Genomic DNA, 14593 nt, shown 5'->3' with positions numbered 1-14593 from the left:
ACCCCGCGTTCAGGCAGATGACAGGTTTTTCTCTATAGAATCGCCGCCCCTCGCTACCCCCCAGACAACACACCCCCTGACAAGCGGTGAACGGAGCCCTATTGCCAGGCCAGCAAGCCCCCCTCTCCCCTGAATCAAAAGAGACCCGACCCGATGCCAATCCAAACCGTGATCGTCGATGATCACCCCATCACACTGATCGGCATGCGCGCCCTGTTGAGCGATAACCCCAAGCTGTCGATCGTGGGCGAGGCGCAGGACGTCGGCGGGCTTTTCGAACTCCTCGGTCGGCAATCCTGCGACCTGCTGATCACCGACCTGATGATGCCCGGCAGCGAGCAGGTCGATGGCCTGCGCCTGATCCAGCAACTGCGCCGTCGCTACCCGCAGCTGGCGATAGTGGTGGTCACCATGCTCAACAACCCGGCCCTGATCGGCTCGGTGCTCAAGCTCGGGATCCAGGGCCTGGTGAGCAAGCGCGGGCTGCTCAATGACTTGCCCAAGGCTATTGGCGCCAGTGCCTCGGCGCCCTTTCTTTCGCCCGTGTTCAGGCAACTGCTGGACCTGGGCGAGGCCGAGCACGGCAAACCGCTGCTGCAATTGGAAGAACTCTCGCCACGGGAAGTCGAGGTCCTGCGCCTGTATGGCAGCGGCCTGACCATCGGCGAAATCGCCTTGCACCTGAACCGCAGCAAGCAAACCATCAGCACCCAGAAGATCAGCGCCATGCGCAAGCTGGGGCTGGACACCAACGCCGCGCTCTACCTCTACATCCAGGAAAACGGCCTGACGTGAAGGCGACTGCCATGCATCGTTTGCTGCGGTCCCTGATCGCCCTGTGCCTGCTTGGCCTGTGTGCTCTGACAGGCCCCAACAACGCCCTGGCCGACGCGCCCGAGCCGACCCCGGCCAGCCTGGCCCAGCTCAACGCCATGCGTCAGTCACTGCCGAGCAAAACCCTGCGCGTGGCGCGCATCACGCCACCCGAGAATGTGCGCGAAGGCAGCGCCAACCTGGCCCTGCGCGCCATCACCGAGGACTACCTGCAACTGGTCGGGGACTTTCTCGACCTGTCGATCGAGGAGGTGTCCTACGCCAGCGTGGCGGCAGCCATAGACGGGCTCAAATCCGGGGAAATCGACCTGCTGACCCGGGTCACCGACTTTGAACGCCAACATGCCAGGCTGATACTCAGCCGCCCGTACCTGACCAATGCACCGATCATCGTCGGCCGCAGTGCCGACAACAGCCTGCCTCCCGACCTGGAAGGCAAGCGGGTCCTGCTGCTCGCCGACTACATGGACTTGGCCACCGTGCTCCAGGCCTACCCGCACGCCAAGCTGAGCACGGTTGCGAACACCGCCGAAGGCCTGCGGCGCCTGGCGGAGGGCGAAGTCGACGCGTTTATCGGCGACAAGGTACGGGCCAATTTCCACATGCTTGCCCTGCCCGAGATGAAGCTGCAAAACAAGTTCGCCGCGCACCTGAGCAGCGAAGGTTTCTCCTTCGCCGCCCGGGAAAACGAGCACGACCTGATTACCCTGATCAACGTGACCCTGGAAAGCATCTCCGAGGCGCGCAATCGCGAGATCATCGAGCAGCGTACCCAGTCCACCCGGCTGTTCGCCCCGGCGGACGCCTTTGCCCTGACCCCCAAAGAGCGTGAGTGGCTGCACCAGCATCCAACCCTGACCCTGATTGCCAGCGAGCAACCGCCCTACTTCTATCGCGATAACGAGGGCCAGTGGATCGGCCTGGGCATGGAGATTCTGCGGGGCCTGGGCGACGTCTACCCCCTGCAACTGGAAGTGCTCGCCAGCCAGTCGCCCGCCGCCGACCAGCAACTGCTGCAAGGCGGCCGCGCGCAGTTGGCCACCAGCCTGCCGGCCACCGCCGAACGCCGGCAGACCCTGGCCTTCAGCGAACCCTTCGGCGCCCAGGCCTGGACCTTCGTGATTCGCCGCGACGCCAGTTCGCCGAGCTCCCTGGAGGCCATGGTCGGCCGCCGCCTGGCCTTGCCGTTCAATCACCCCCTGGACAGCTGGTTGCAGACCCGCTACCCGCGCGTCCAGGTGGTGCGCACCCAAACCACCGAGCAGGCTCTGGCCCTGGTGGAAAGCGGCAAGGTCGACGCCACCCTGTACACCGCGCTCTGCACCCGTGGACGCCAGCCGTGGCTGAGCGGACGCGACCTGCGGGCCGGGCAGACGATCCAGGCCATGTCCCTGCCCCAAGTGTTCGCCATCAGCCCCAGCGCCCCCGAGCTGCGCGGCATTCTCGATAAGTTGCTCGGGTCGGTGGCCGGCGAGCTCAATGGCCGGGTCAAGCTGCTGACCAGCCCCCAGGCCGATCACGCACCCTGGGAGCAACTGCCGGATGGCTTCTGGCACGCCGTGGTCCTGGCGCTGGTGGTGGTCCTGCTGTCGCTGCTGTGGAACTGGCGGCTCAAGGTCCAGGTGCGCCAACGGCGTGCCGCCCAGCATCAGCTGAGCGACCAGTTGGCCTTCCAGTTCTCCCTGCTCAACGGCTTGCCGACGCCGCTGTACGTGCGCGACCTGGAGTTGCGCCTGAGCACCTGCAACCGCGCCTACGAAAGCTTCTTCGGCAGCGCCCTGGAACAGCTGCAAGGCACCACCCCGCAGCAGCAGGGCATGGCGCCCCACAGCCTGGCGCTGAATCTGGAAGAGCAGTACCGGCTGCTGCTGGACAACCGTCAGCCGCAGTTTTTCGACGGTTGCATCGAGGTCAACGGCGAGCGGCGGCATATCTACCATTGGCTGGTGCCGTTCTACAGCGCGCGCGGCAAGTTGCAGGGCCTGCTCGGCGGCTGGATCGACATCAGTGAACGCAAGGACCTGGAACTCAAACTGCGCGAGGCGCAACAGACCGCGGTCGATGCCAGCGCCGCCAAGGGCGAGTTCCTGGCCACCATGAGCCACGAACTGCGCACCCCGCTCAATGCCCTGGTCGGCCTGCTGGAACTGGAAAGCCGGAGCGAACGGGCACCGTCGGAAAACCTGCGGATCGCCCAACAGTCGGCCCATTCGATGATCGACCTGATCGGCAATATCCTCGACCTCGACAAGATCGAGAGCGGACAGATGCAATTGGCGCCGCAGCCGGTGGCCCTGGCGCCGCTGCTGCAAGACTGCCTCGATCTGTTTGCCGCCCAGGCCCGGCAGAGCGGCCTGGCCCTGAGCCTCGACTGCTCCGGCCTGACGCCCCAGCGCCACTACTGGCTGGACCCCATGCGCCTGCGCCAGGTGCTGCAAAACCTGTTGGGCAACGCGTTGAAGTTCACCGCCCGCGGCCAGATCCGGCTCAGCGTCGAAGAGCTGGACCTGGGGGGCGACAAGAGTTTATTGACCCTGCAGGTCAGCGACACTGGCATCGGTATCTCCAAGGCCATCCAGCCACGGATCTTCGAACCCTACATGCAGGCCCATGCCGAGGTCGCGCACCTGTATGGCGGCTCCGGGCTGGGGCTGAACATTTGCAGCCAGCTGGTGCAATTGATGGGGGGCCGGATCTGGCTCGACAGCCAGCCCAACCAGGGCTGCCAGGTCAGTGTCGAACTGCCCCTGACCTGGCAGCCGGCGCCGGCGCTGGGTAGCGATCCACAGCACCATCTGCCGCAAGCCTTGAGCCAGGCGCTGAAGGTGCTGATCGTGGACGATGTCTCGACCAACGGCCTGGTGTTGCAGCAGCAACTGGCCAGTCTTGGCCACCGCGCGACCTTCGTCTGCAGCGGCGCGGCGGCCCTGGAGGCCTGGGAGCGCGAGCCCTTCGACCTGCTGATCAGCGACTGCAACATGCCCGGCATGGACGGCTACACCCTGGCCCGGACCATTCGCCAGCGCGAGCAGGTCCTGGGCCTGGTGCCGCGCCCGATCATCGGCTACACCGCCAGCGCCCTGACCGGAGAAAACCAACGTTGCCACGACGCCGGCATGAACGAGCTGATGATCAAACCCGTGACCCTGGCCCGCCTGCGCGAAGCCCTCGCCGGGCAAGCGGCACAGCCCCAACGACTGCGGCCCGGCACCCCCCCGGGCTTTGACCTGAGCCATCTGGAGGGCCTGGCCGGCGCCGATCCGAGCCTGATCAGGCGTTTGCTGGAGGAGTTGCACAGCAACCTGAGGGAGGAATGCCAGCGCCTGCAGCAGCCGCTGGCCGACAACAACGACGACGAAGCCATCGGCCAATTCATGCACCGCCTTGAGGGCCTGGCCTGCACCATCGATGCGCCCGGGCTGCTGCGTGCGTGCGAAGGGGTGCGCCAGGCTGCCAGCCAGGGCGTCGACCTGGATCCTGCCCAGGCGCAGTTAGTGGCGGTGCTGCTCGGCCTGTTGGACGATATCCGGCATCGGCATCCGGACCGACCGCCCCGAGGGTAGGGGCTCGCCCATTGCGCCCGCCTCGACGCGGGCCTGTTCGACCTGGCCATTCACGTCATGCTCCGGCGCGCACCCTCGGGGCTGCCGCCCCATTGGATGGCTCCCGTAAAAGTCCCCCGCACCCGACTCTCGTACTCGTCCCATGGGCGCCTCTCACCCCCGCGGGCATCCTGCCCAGGCCTTCAAAGGCGGGCTCAGCACCCCATACGTACCCGCCCTTGACGGCTCTATAACCAATTAGAAAGCCATCAAGGATTCACCATGATTCATAGCAAACGTGCAAGCGCCCTGCGCAAACTACCCCTGGCCATGGCCATTGGCCTGGCCACCCTGGCTTCGCAGCAAGCCTTCGCCCACGGCTACATTGAAAGCCCGAAATCCCGCGCATTCATGTGCAATGCAAACGGCGGCAAACTCCACGACGGATGCGGCGCCGCCGAATTTGAACCACAGAGTATGGAGTACGCAGAAGGTGCTCAGTATCACCACACCGGCAGGTACTGCGCTGAAGACTTCAGCAAATGCGGCCCAGCTGACGGTAAAATCCCTAGCGGCGGCCTGCAATCCTTCGATCTATTGAATGAGCAGAAAGCCGATCGCTGGGCCAAGACCACCATCAAGCCGGGCATGAACGAGTTCCGCTGGAAGTACACCGCTGCGCACCCGGCCGCCTATCGCCAGTTCTACATCACCAAGAAAAACTGGAACCCGAACGAGCCACTGACCCGCGATTCCTTCGAGCTGACCCCGCTGCTGCACGAAGAAGGCCACCACAAGATTCCGTCCCTCTCCGAGCCGACCAAGCACCAAGTCAACATTCCGGCTGACCGCTCGGGCTATCACGTCATCCTCGCTACCTGGCGTGTCGGTGACACCCCCGCTACCTTCTACCAGGTGGTCGACGTCAATATCGATAACGACGGCGCTCCTGTTTCCCAATGGAGCCAGATCGGCTCCGTGCAGCCTGAACAGCTGCAAATTGGCGACAAAGTCATGACCCGCGTGTTCACCGCTGCTGGTGAACAGACCAGCCGTCAGACCGTGCTGGAAATCAACACCGTCGAACAGGCTCAGGCCAAAACCTGGCCATTCCTGCTGGCCGAAAAAGCCAACAAAGCCAACGCCGGCTACCAGATGGGCAAGATTGGTGCCGGCGATAAAGTCGTGCCTAGCTACGACGCCAACGGCATCTACATCACTGCCAAGAGCGACGTGACAAAGGTCATGATCGATAAAGATCAACCGGCTCTGCCAGGCACCCTGAACCTGACCGGCCTGGCTGCTGACTACACCTTGAATAACGGCGCCGCCGACCTGCACTTCAACGCTATCGCTCAAGGTGGCAAGTACACCATTGACGCTTCCGTGTTCAATGCCAAGGGCGAGAACATCGCTTACCAGCAGGCCCCTGCCGGGGAAAACACTGCGCATTTCACCATGGCACTGAAGGACGTCACTGCCGGTGACTACGACCTGGTGGTCGTGGCCAAGGCCGACAAAGGCGAGCTGCTGCAGCAGACCCACAGCTTCAAACTCAAGGACCCAGCGGTCGGTGGGGGCTATGACTTCGTATTCCCGGATGGCGAGAACGACTACAAAGCCGGCACCAAAGTACTGGCCTCTGACGGCAAGATTTACCAGTGCAAACCGCATCCATTCTCCGGCTGGTGCAAGAACTCGTCCGGCAATGCCTACGCACCTGGCAAGGGCTGGGCATGGGGTCAAGCCTGGGACCTGGTCAAGTAATTCATAAGGCTGCAACACGAGCGTGACGCCTGGCGTCACGCTCTTTTCGTTCAGGAATACCCCCATGTCCGCTCATAACTATTCCCAGCCGCGTCGGCTGCTGCACTGGTGCTCGGCCCTGATCATTATCTGGGCCTCGGTCAGTGGCTTTGCCGTCGCGTTGCTGGAGATGCCGCACGCGATCGAGAGCGGCATCACCTTTATCAACGTCTCGCTGACTGCGTTGCTGATACCGCTGTTTGCGCTGCGTCTGTTTTTTTCCGTGGCCCACCCGGCGCCACCGGAGCCGTCCATGATCGGCGCCGCCAGCCAGGTGCTGGCCAAACTCGGCCACCTGGCGCTGTACATCGCCACCGCCTTGGTGCTGGTGACCGGCGTCTTGATGATGAACCGGCCCATCGATTTCTTTGGTCTGCTGACCTTGCCCCAGCCCCTTGAAGAACCGCTGCTGCTGGAGTTTTTCAACCAGGTGCACCGCGCTTGCTGCGTGGTCCTGGCCCTGTTGGTACTGGGGCATGTCGGCGCAGTGGTGCTGCACCAGTGGCGTGGCCACGGCGTGCTGCAGCGGATGCTGCCTTGATCAGCCTCAACGCGGTGCATGCCCTGCTGGCCCGGCTGCCACTGAGCCAAGGCCTGCTGCCCGCCAGCGCCTGTGCATTGTGTGCCTGGCTTGCCCTGGGCAGTTGGGACTTCATCCAGCAGTTGCCCGCGCAGACCGCCGGCGACGCGGCCCCGGCACCGACCGCCCAGCCGCTGCCAGCGCTGGACCCGAACGGCATCGCCAGCCTGTTCGGCGCCGTCCCGCCCGAGACCCAGGCCAGCGCCTACGCCGTGCCGCTGACGCTGCTGGCCAGCCTTGCCGCACCGCACAGCGAAGATTCGCGGGCGCTGATCCGCGCCCCTGGTGGCGCCGCGTTCTACAGCATCGGCGACCGCCTGCCCGGCGGCGCCAGCCTCAGCGCGATCAGCCCGGACCACGTCGTGGTGCTCCAGGGCGGTCGCCTGCAAACCCTTGCTTTCCCCAGTCATTCCGCGCGCCTGCTGACCCCCACAGCAGAGCCCGCTTTACCCCCCCTTGCAGAGATACAACCATGAAACTGTCCCAGATCACCGGTGCCGTGCTGATGCTCGGCACCCTGCTTTCACCCTTGCCGACTCTGGCCGCCGCCGAGGCCAAGCGCCAGTGGACCTTGAACATGAAGGACGCCGAGCTGCAGGACCTGGTCAGCGAAGTCGGCGAAATCACCGGCAAGACCATGGTCCTGGACCCGCGCATGAGCGGCAAGGTCACGGTACAGTCGGCCTCGGCCATGGACCGCGAGGGCATCTACTCGCTGTTCCTCACCGTGCTGCGCAGCCAGGGGTTTGCCGCCCTCGACCAGGGCGACCGGGTGTTGATCGTGCCGGTCAGCGAAGCCAAGACCAAGGCCGTCGGCAGCAAAATCGCGGTCGGCGATATGTTCATCACCCAGGTGCTGCCGCTGTACAACGCCACCGCCAGTGAAGTGGCGACCGTGGTCCGGCCGCTGGTGGCGCCAGACGCGTATCTGGCGCCCTCGGCCAGCTCCAATGCCCTGGTCATCACCGACAGCGCCAACAACGTCGAGCGCATCCGCCAGGTAGTGCGTGACCTCGACGCCGCCGGGCACAAGGCGGTGACCACCCTCAACCTGAAACACGCCTGGGCAGTCGACGTGGCCAAGGTCCTGAGCGAAAGCGTGGCGCAGAACAACAGCGGCAATAACACCGCCAAGGCCATTGGCGACGCCCGCAGCAACCGCCTGATCCTGATCGGCCCGTTGCCCGCTCGCCAGCAGATGGAACGCCTGGCCAAGACCCTGGACGTCGCCGGCAACGCTGACGATGGCACCCGCGTGGTGCGCCTGCGCCACAGCGATGCGACGAAACTGGCCGAGCTGCTCAATGACGTCGGCAAGCGCATCGAAGGCGGCCGTGGCGGCAAGGACGGCGCCACCCAGGGCAAATCGATCCTGGTCAGCGCCGACCAGAGTCAGAACGCCCTGGTGCTGATGGCGGAGCCGGCGCAACTGAACATGCTCGACAAAGTCATCGCCGAGCTCGACCGCCCGCGCGCTCAAGTCCTGGTGGAAGCGGCCATCGTCGAAGTCAGCGGCGACATCAGCGAGGCCCTCGGCGTGCAGTGGGCCGCACGTGCCGGCAACGTCACCGGCGGCACCAACTTCCCCGCCAGCGGCCTGGCCATCGGCAGCCTGCTGGGCAACCTCGAAGGCGACAAGCGCCCGACCCTGCCCGACGGCGCGATCATTGGCCTGGGCAGCCGCAACTTCGGCGCCCTGGTCACCGCGCTGTCCAGCGACTCCAACAACAACCTGCTGTCCACCCCCAGCCTGCTGACCCTGGACAACGAAGCCGCGGAGATCCTGGTGGGGCAGAACGTGCCATTCCAGACCGGTTCCTACACCACCGACAGCGCTGGCGCGAGTAACCCTTTCACCACCGTGGAGCGCAAGGACGTGGGCATCACCCTCAAGGTCACGCCCCATATCAACGAAGGCAACACCCTGCGCCTGCAAGTCGAGCAGGAAAGCTCCGAGCTGGCCGCCGCCCCCGCCGGCATCAGCACCAGTGACGTGATCACCAACAAGCGCTCGGTGAAAAGCACCATCCTCGCCGACGATGGGCAGATCATCGTGCTCGGCGGCCTGATCAAGGACAACGTCAAGACCCAGGTCAGCAAGGTTCCGGTACTGGGCAGCATCCCGCTGATTGGCCGGCTGTTCAGCAGCAGCCGCGAGGTCACTGAAAAGACCAACCTGATGGTGTTCCTGCGTCCGACCCTGCTGCGCACCAGCAATGACAACACCCACCTCGGCCAGCGCAAGTACGAGAACCTGCGCCAACTGCGGGCGCTGGACGGCAGCACCAACAGCCTGCGCCTGCCCAATGACCCACGGCAGATGTTCGAGGCCGCCCCGCAAGGCACCGTGATCGACATGCGCAGCGAGCCGCAACGATGACCCAGGCCCCACGCCTGCCCTTCAGTTTTGCCCGGCGCCACGGCGTGCTGCTGGAGGCCGGCCAACTGCTGTGCCGCAGCGACACCCCGCTGTCGGTGCTGGCCGAAGTACGCCGCCGTCACGGCGCACCGCCGCGCAGCCAGGTACTCGGCGCCGAGGCCTTCGCCCTGCGCCTGGCCGAGCACTACCGCGATGGCCAGGACGATGCGATGCAAATGGCCGAGGGCCTGGGCGACCAGATCGCCGACCAGGACGACCTCGCCAGCCTGGCCGAACACCTGCCGCAAACCACCGACCTGCTGGAGCAGGAAGACGATGCGCCGATCATCCGCCTGATCAACGCCATCCTCGGCGAGGCGGTCAAGGCCAAGGCCTCGGACATCCACCTGGAAACCTTCGAGCAACACCTGTCGGTGCGCCTGCGGGTCGATGGCCTGCTGCGTGAAGTTCTGCGCCCACGGCGCGAACTGGCGGGGCTGCTGGTGTCGCGGATCAAGGTCATGGCGCGCCTGGACATCGCCGAAAAACGCATCCCCCAGGACGGCCGGATCGCCCTGCGGATCGGTGGCCATGAAGTCGATGTGCGGGTCTCGACCCTGCCCTCGGCCTATGGCGAACGGGTGGTGATGCGCTTGCTGGATAAACAGGCCGGGCGCCTCGAGCTCGGGCGCCTGGGCATGGCCGATGCCAGCCGCCGACGCCTGGAAGGCGCACTGTCGCGGCCCCACGGCATCCTGCTGGTGACCGGGCCCACCGGCTCGGGCAAGACCACCACGCTGTACGCCGGCCTGGCCAGCCTCAACACCTTGTCGCGCAATATCCTGACCATCGAAGACCCGGTGGAGTACCACCTGCCGGGCATCGGCCAGACCCAGGTCAACACCAAGGTCGACATGACCTTCGCCCGTGGCCTGCGGGCGATTTTGCGCCAGGACCCGGACGTGGTGATGGTCGGCGAAATCCGCGACCGCGAGACCGCGGAAATCGCCGTACAGGCCTCCCTCACCGGGCACCTGGTGCTGTCGACCCTGCACACCAACAGCGCGGTGGGCGCGGTGACGCGCCTGGTGGACATGGGCGTCGAGCCGTTCCTGCTCTGCACTTCCCTGCTCGGGGTGCTGGCCCAGCGCCTGGTGCGGGTGCTGTGCGTCGAATGCAAAGTCGCCGCGCCGGCCGATGCCAGCGCCTGCGCCCGGCTCGAACTCGATCCCCTGGCCCCGCCCCTGCTGTATCACGCCCCCGGCTGCGCGGCCTGCCAGCACAGCGGTTATCGCGGACGCCAGGGCATCTACGAACTGGTGCTGTTCGACGAAGAGCTGCGCCAACTGGTGCACCAGGGCGCCGGCGAAGCCGAACTCAGCCGCCACGCCCGCGCCCATGGCCCAAGCCTGTTCGCCGATGGCCGCGACAAGGTGCTGCAAGGCAGCACCAGCCTTGAAGAACTGCTGCGCGTGACCCAAGAGGATTGACCATGGCGGCCTTCGAATACCTCGCCATGTGCAATGCCGGGCGCAAAACCCGCGGCGTGCAGGAGGCCGAGAGCCTGCGCCAGGCTCGCCAGTTGCTGCGCGAACGCAACCTGATCCCGCTGCAGATCAAGCCGGCGCGCGGCAACCAGGAACGCGGCCCGGGCTCGACGGCAGCCTCCCGGCGCAGCCTGAGCCCGGCGCAACTGGCCTTGCTGACGCGCCAGTTCGCAACCCTGGTGCAAGCCTCCCTGCCACTGGAAGAAGTGCTGGCCGCCGTGGCCGCCCAGTGCGAAAAAAGCGCCCAGCAGAGCATGGTCCTGGCGATTCGCGCGCGGGTCCTCGAAGGCCACAGCCTGGCCCGCGCCATGGGCGAATTCCCCCGGGCGTTCCCGGCGCTGTACCGAGCCACGGTGGCCGCCGGCGAGCGCGCCGGGCACCTGGGCCAGGTGCTGTTGCAACTGGCCGACTACACCGAGGCGCGTCAGGCCGCGCAGCAGCAGATCCAGCTGGCCATGCTGTACCCGAGCATCCTGATGGTGGCGGCCTTCAGCATCGTCGGTTTCCTCCTGGGGTTCGTGGTGCCGGACGTGGTCAAGGTGTTTATCGACAGCGGCCAGCAGCTGCCGGTGCTGACCCGGGGCCTGATCGCTGCCAGCGGCGTGCTGCGCGACTACGGCCTGTTGATGTTGCTGGTGCTGGCCGGCGGGCTTGGCTTGGCGCGCCTGGCCCTGCAAAAACCGGCAGCGCGCCTGCGCTGGCACCAGGTGCAACTGCGCCTGCCATTGATCGGCCGGGTGATCCGCGCCAGCAACTGCACGCGTTTTGTCAGCACCCTGGCGATTCTCGGACGCAGCGGCGTGCCCCTGGTGGACGCCCTGGAGATCGCCGCCGAGGTGGTGGCCAACCAGCAGATTCGTACCTGTCTGAAAGACGTCGCCCAAGCCGTGCGCGAAGGTAGCGGCCTGACTCGGGCCCTGGAACACAGCGGCCATTTCCCGCCGATGATGCTGTACATGATCGCCAGCGGCGAACGCTCCGGCGAGCTGGACGCCATGCTCGACCGCGCCGCGCACCAGCAGGAAGCGCAGCTGGCCAACCGCATTGCCATGCTGGTGGGCCTGTTCGAGCCGGTGATGCTGGTGTTCATGGGCGCCAGCGTGCTGCTGATCGTGCTGGCGATCCTGATGCCGATCCTCAGCCTCAACCAACTCATCACCTGATACACAGGAACGCGCATGCACAAGCGACACAAGCAACGGGGTTTTACCCTGATCGAAATCATGGTGGTGGTGGTGATCCTCGGGGTCCTCGCCGCCCTGGTGGTGCCGCAGATCATGAGCCGCCCGGACCAGGCCAAGGCCACCGCGGCGCAGAGCGACATCAAGGCCATCGCCATGGCCCTGGACATCTACAAGCTCGACAACCACAACTACCCCAGCACCCAGCAAGGCCTCGAAGCGCTGGTCAGCAAACCCTCGGGCACCCCGCCAGCGCGCAACTGGAATGCCGACGGCTACCTCAAGCGCCTGCCGGTCGACCCCTGGGGCAACCCCTACCAGTACCTGGCCCCGGGCAGCCGGGCGAATGCCTATGACCTGTTCTCCTTCGGTGCCGACGGCCGTGCCGGTGGCGAAGGCCTGAACGCCGACATCGGCAACTGGGACCTCTGACGTGCAACGCGCAGCCCGGGGCTTCACCCTGCTCGAGGTGCTGGTGGTGATCTTGATCGTCGGCCTGCTGGCCGGCCTTACCGGGCTGGCCCAGGTCGACAGCGGCCAGCAGGCACGGCGCGAAGCCGAGCGCCTGCGCAGCCTGATCGGGCTGCTGCGCGCCGATGCCCTGCTCAACCACCGCGACTACGGGCTGCGCCTGGACGAAGACCGCTACTCGGTGCTGCTGCGTGCCAACGACGGCCGCTGGCAGCCCGCCTTGCAGTACCGCGAGCAACAGCTGCCGGCCGACCTCCGCCTGCAACTGCAAGTAGAGGTCGAGCTGCTCGATCCCGCCTCTGCGCCCAGCGGAACAGTGCCGCAGTTGCTGGTGCTGTCCAACGATGAAATCTCGCCTTTCACCCTGCGCCTGGAACAGCGCCTGACCCCGGTGCTCTCGCTGCACAGCGACGGCCTGGAAGAGGTGCGCATTGAAACGCTGTGAAGGTTTTACCTTGCTGGAAGTGATGGTCGCCCTGAGCATTTTCGCCACCCTGTCGGTGGCCCTCTACAGCGCTGCCCAGCACATCGCCGGCAACAGTGCCGGGCTTGCCGAACGCAGCCTGGCCCATTGGCTGGCGGACAACCGGATGAATGAGCTGCGCGCCGGCATGCGCTCGCTCGCCACCGGCCAGGAGCAGGATCGGCTGGACTTCGGCGGCCGCCAATGGCTGCTCGACAGCCGGGTGGCCAGCGCGCCGGACCCGAGCTTGCGCAAGGTCAGCCTGGAAGTGTCGGTGGTCGGCTCCAAGCCCGTGCGCCGGGCCCTGCTCAGCGGGTTTATCGAGGCACGGCCATGAATCAGCGCGGCTTTACCCTGCTCGAAGTCCTGATCGCGATGGCCCTCTTCAGCCTGCTGGGCCTGGCCTGTTACCAATTGCTGGAGCGGGTGCTGCACAGTGAGCGGCGCATCGAGCAGCACGAACGGCAATTGCGCAGCCTGCAACGGGCCCTGGGGATCTTCGAGCGCGACCTGACGCAAGCCATCGTCCATCCGCTCGACGATGACCTCAGCCGCCGCCAGGCGCTGATCGGTCGCGCCGACAACCTGCGCCTGGTTCGGGGTGGCTGGAGCAACCCGCTGGACCAGGCCCGCAGCGATGTGCTGCAAGTCAGCCATCGCTGGGAAAATGGCCAGTGGCTGCGCGACTACCACAGCCCTACCGGGCAAGCACCACGGCCCGGGGAGGTGCGCCAGCAGCGCCTGCTCGACGGCGTGCAGCTCAAGCATCTGCGCTACATCGATGCCAGCGGTGCCGCGCACTCGGCCTGGCCGGCCCTGGGCCTGCCGCTGAGCCTGCCGCAGGCGATAGAGATCGAACTCGACGCCCCCGGCTACCCGGATATGCGCCGGGTCATCCTGCTTCCGGGCTTCCAGGGCAACGCCGGTGCATAGCCCGCGCCGGCAACGGGGCGTGGCGCTGATCAGCGTATTGCTGATCACCGCCCTGGTGACCCTGATCATCAGCGACATGCTCGCCCGCCAGCGCCTGAGCGTGGCCAGCAGCGCCAACCAGTTGCAACAACAGCAACTCTGGCAGTTGGCCCTGAGCGGCGAGGCCTGGGCCCGCGAGCAATTGCGTCGCGACCTGGGCACTGAAGACGGCAAGCTCCGGGTGCACTTGGGCCAGCACTGGGCCAAGAGCGTCGGCGAATTCGAGATCGAGGACGGGCGCATCCGCATCCGCCTCGAAGACCTGGGCGCGCGCTTCAACCTCGATCGCCTGCGCAATCGCGACGACGACCTGAATCGTGCCCGTTACCAGCGCCTGCTGGTCCAGCTCGGCCTGACGCCCCATGACCCGGCAAACCTGCCCGCGCCCTTGGGCTACGACCACAAGCTCCAGCCCTTTGCCGACAGCAGCGAGTTGCGGCGCCTGCCGGCGCTGGACGCGGCGGGCTGGCAGCGCCTGCAACCCTGGGTCGCGACCACCGGCAAGGCGCCGTTGAACATCAATACCGCCAGCGCCGAACTGCTGGCCACCCTCGAAAGCCTGGACAGCGGCATCGCCCGCAGCCTGGTGCAACAACGTCCAGCGAACGGCTACAAGAGCGTGCAGGCGTTTCTTGATCAGCCGCAGTTGCAAGGCCGCCAGGTCAATGGCGCGGGGCTGGCCGTCAGCAGTCACAACTTTCGCGCGACCCTCGATGTAGCCCTGGGCGAACGCCGCCTGCGCCTGGTGAGCGACCTGCACACCGCCAGCGACGCCCAGGTCCAGGTGCTGCGTCGCCAACTGGTCGCCCCCGACCGTCCCCTTTCGGAGTAACCCCCC

At 66.0% G+C, this 14593-nt stretch carries 13 protein-coding genes; all 13 read left to right on the top strand.

What is annotated here, in order from left to right; all coding sequences use genetic code 11:
• Positions 1-153 precede the first annotated feature (153 nt).
• Positions 154-795, top strand: a complete 642-nt coding sequence (locus JFU57_RS15840) for a response regulator (RefSeq protein WP_078473930.1) — start codon at positions 154-156, stop codon at positions 793-795.
• Positions 796-806: 11 nt separating this feature from the next.
• Entirely contained in the window at positions 807-4397 is a 3591-nt protein-coding gene (locus tag JFU57_RS15835; RefSeq protein WP_207202200.1) for an ATP-binding protein, read from the top strand.
• A 261-nt stretch (positions 4398-4658) separates the two neighbouring features.
• Positions 4659-6143, top strand: a complete 1485-nt coding sequence (gbpA, locus tag JFU57_RS15830) for an N-acetylglucosamine-binding protein GbpA (RefSeq protein ID WP_201129987.1) — start codon at positions 4659-4661, stop codon at positions 6141-6143.
• A 64-nt stretch (positions 6144-6207) separates the two neighbouring features.
• On the top strand, positions 6208-6723 hold the full coding sequence (locus JFU57_RS15825; protein WP_201129986.1) for a cytochrome b: 516 nt from the start codon (positions 6208-6210) through the stop codon (positions 6721-6723).
• Positions 6720-7238: a type II secretion system protein N gene (locus JFU57_RS15820; RefSeq protein ID WP_201129985.1), complete on the top strand. Its 519-nt coding sequence runs from the start codon at positions 6720-6722 to the stop codon at positions 7236-7238. Before JFU57_RS15825 ends, JFU57_RS15820 begins: the two co-directional genes overlap by 4 nt.
• The gene (gene gspD, locus JFU57_RS15815; protein ID WP_201129984.1) at positions 7235-9142 is read left to right on the top strand and encodes a type II secretion system secretin GspD; all 1908 of its coding nucleotides are present in this window, start codon (positions 7235-7237) and stop codon (positions 9140-9142) included. Before JFU57_RS15820 ends, gspD begins: the two co-directional genes overlap by 4 nt.
• Positions 9139-10611: a type II secretion system ATPase GspE gene (gene gspE / locus JFU57_RS15810; RefSeq protein WP_201129983.1), complete on the top strand. Its 1473-nt coding sequence runs from the start codon at positions 9139-9141 to the stop codon at positions 10609-10611. The genes gspD and gspE overlap by 4 nt, the downstream gene beginning before the upstream one ends.
• Positions 10612-10613: 2 nt before the next feature.
• Positions 10614-11831 (top strand): type II secretion system inner membrane protein GspF, encoded by a 1218-nt coding sequence (gspF, locus tag JFU57_RS15805; RefSeq protein WP_078473923.1) that lies wholly within the window; start codon positions 10614-10616, stop codon positions 11829-11831.
• Positions 11832-11846: 15 nt separating this feature from the next.
• Positions 11847-12281, top strand: coding sequence for a type II secretion system major pseudopilin GspG (gspG, locus tag JFU57_RS15800; protein WP_078473922.1), 435 nt, complete (start codon positions 11847-11849; stop codon positions 12279-12281).
• 1 nt (position 12282) lies between these two features.
• Positions 12283-12765: a type II secretion system minor pseudopilin GspH gene (gene gspH / locus JFU57_RS15795; protein WP_078473921.1), complete on the top strand. Its 483-nt coding sequence runs from the start codon at positions 12283-12285 to the stop codon at positions 12763-12765.
• Positions 12752-13120: a type II secretion system minor pseudopilin GspI gene (gene gspI, locus JFU57_RS15790; RefSeq protein ID WP_078473920.1), complete on the top strand. Its 369-nt coding sequence runs from the start codon at positions 12752-12754 to the stop codon at positions 13118-13120. The genes gspH and gspI overlap by 14 nt, the downstream gene beginning before the upstream one ends.
• On the top strand, positions 13117-13716 hold the full coding sequence (gene gspJ / locus JFU57_RS15785; protein WP_201129982.1) for a type II secretion system minor pseudopilin GspJ: 600 nt from the start codon (positions 13117-13119) through the stop codon (positions 13714-13716). The genes gspI and gspJ overlap by 4 nt, the downstream gene beginning before the upstream one ends.
• Positions 13709-14587 carry a type II secretion system minor pseudopilin GspK gene (gene gspK, locus JFU57_RS15780; protein ID WP_342032568.1) on the top strand — a complete coding sequence of 293 codons (879 nt, stop codon included), beginning with the start codon at positions 13709-13711 and terminating at the stop codon, positions 14585-14587. Before gspJ ends, gspK begins: the two co-directional genes overlap by 8 nt.
• Positions 14588-14593 lie beyond the last annotated feature (6 nt).

This window comes from Pseudomonas sp. TH07 (genome assembly GCF_016651285.1).
Lineage (GTDB): Bacteria > Pseudomonadota > Gammaproteobacteria > Pseudomonadales > Pseudomonadaceae > Aquipseudomonas.
Note: the sequence above shows the minus strand (reverse complement) of the source record. Positions and strands in the feature narration are given on the sequence as shown.

Bases quoted from the DNA above. Each gene is read 5' to 3' on its own strand.
- JFU57_RS15840 (WP_078473930.1), top strand. From the start codon at position 154: ATGCCAATCCAAACCGTGATCGTCGATGATCACCCCATCACACTGATC.
- JFU57_RS15835 (WP_207202200.1), top strand. From the start codon at position 807: ATGCATCGTTTGCTGCGGTCCCTGATCGCCCTGTGCCTGCTTGGCCTG.
- gbpA (WP_201129987.1), top strand. From the start codon at position 4,659: ATGATTCATAGCAAACGTGCAAGCGCCCTGCGCAAACTACCCCTGGCC.
- JFU57_RS15825 (WP_201129986.1), top strand. From the start codon at position 6,208: ATGTCCGCTCATAACTATTCCCAGCCGCGTCGGCTGCTGCACTGGTGC.
- gspD (WP_201129984.1), top strand. From the start codon at position 7,235: ATGAAACTGTCCCAGATCACCGGTGCCGTGCTGATGCTCGGCACCCTG.
- gspE (WP_201129983.1), top strand. From the start codon at position 9,139: ATGACCCAGGCCCCACGCCTGCCCTTCAGTTTTGCCCGGCGCCACGGC.
- gspF (WP_078473923.1), top strand. From the start codon at position 10,614: ATGGCGGCCTTCGAATACCTCGCCATGTGCAATGCCGGGCGCAAAACC.
- gspG (WP_078473922.1), top strand. From the start codon at position 11,847: ATGCACAAGCGACACAAGCAACGGGGTTTTACCCTGATCGAAATCATG.
- gspJ (WP_201129982.1), top strand. From the start codon at position 13,117: ATGAATCAGCGCGGCTTTACCCTGCTCGAAGTCCTGATCGCGATGGCC.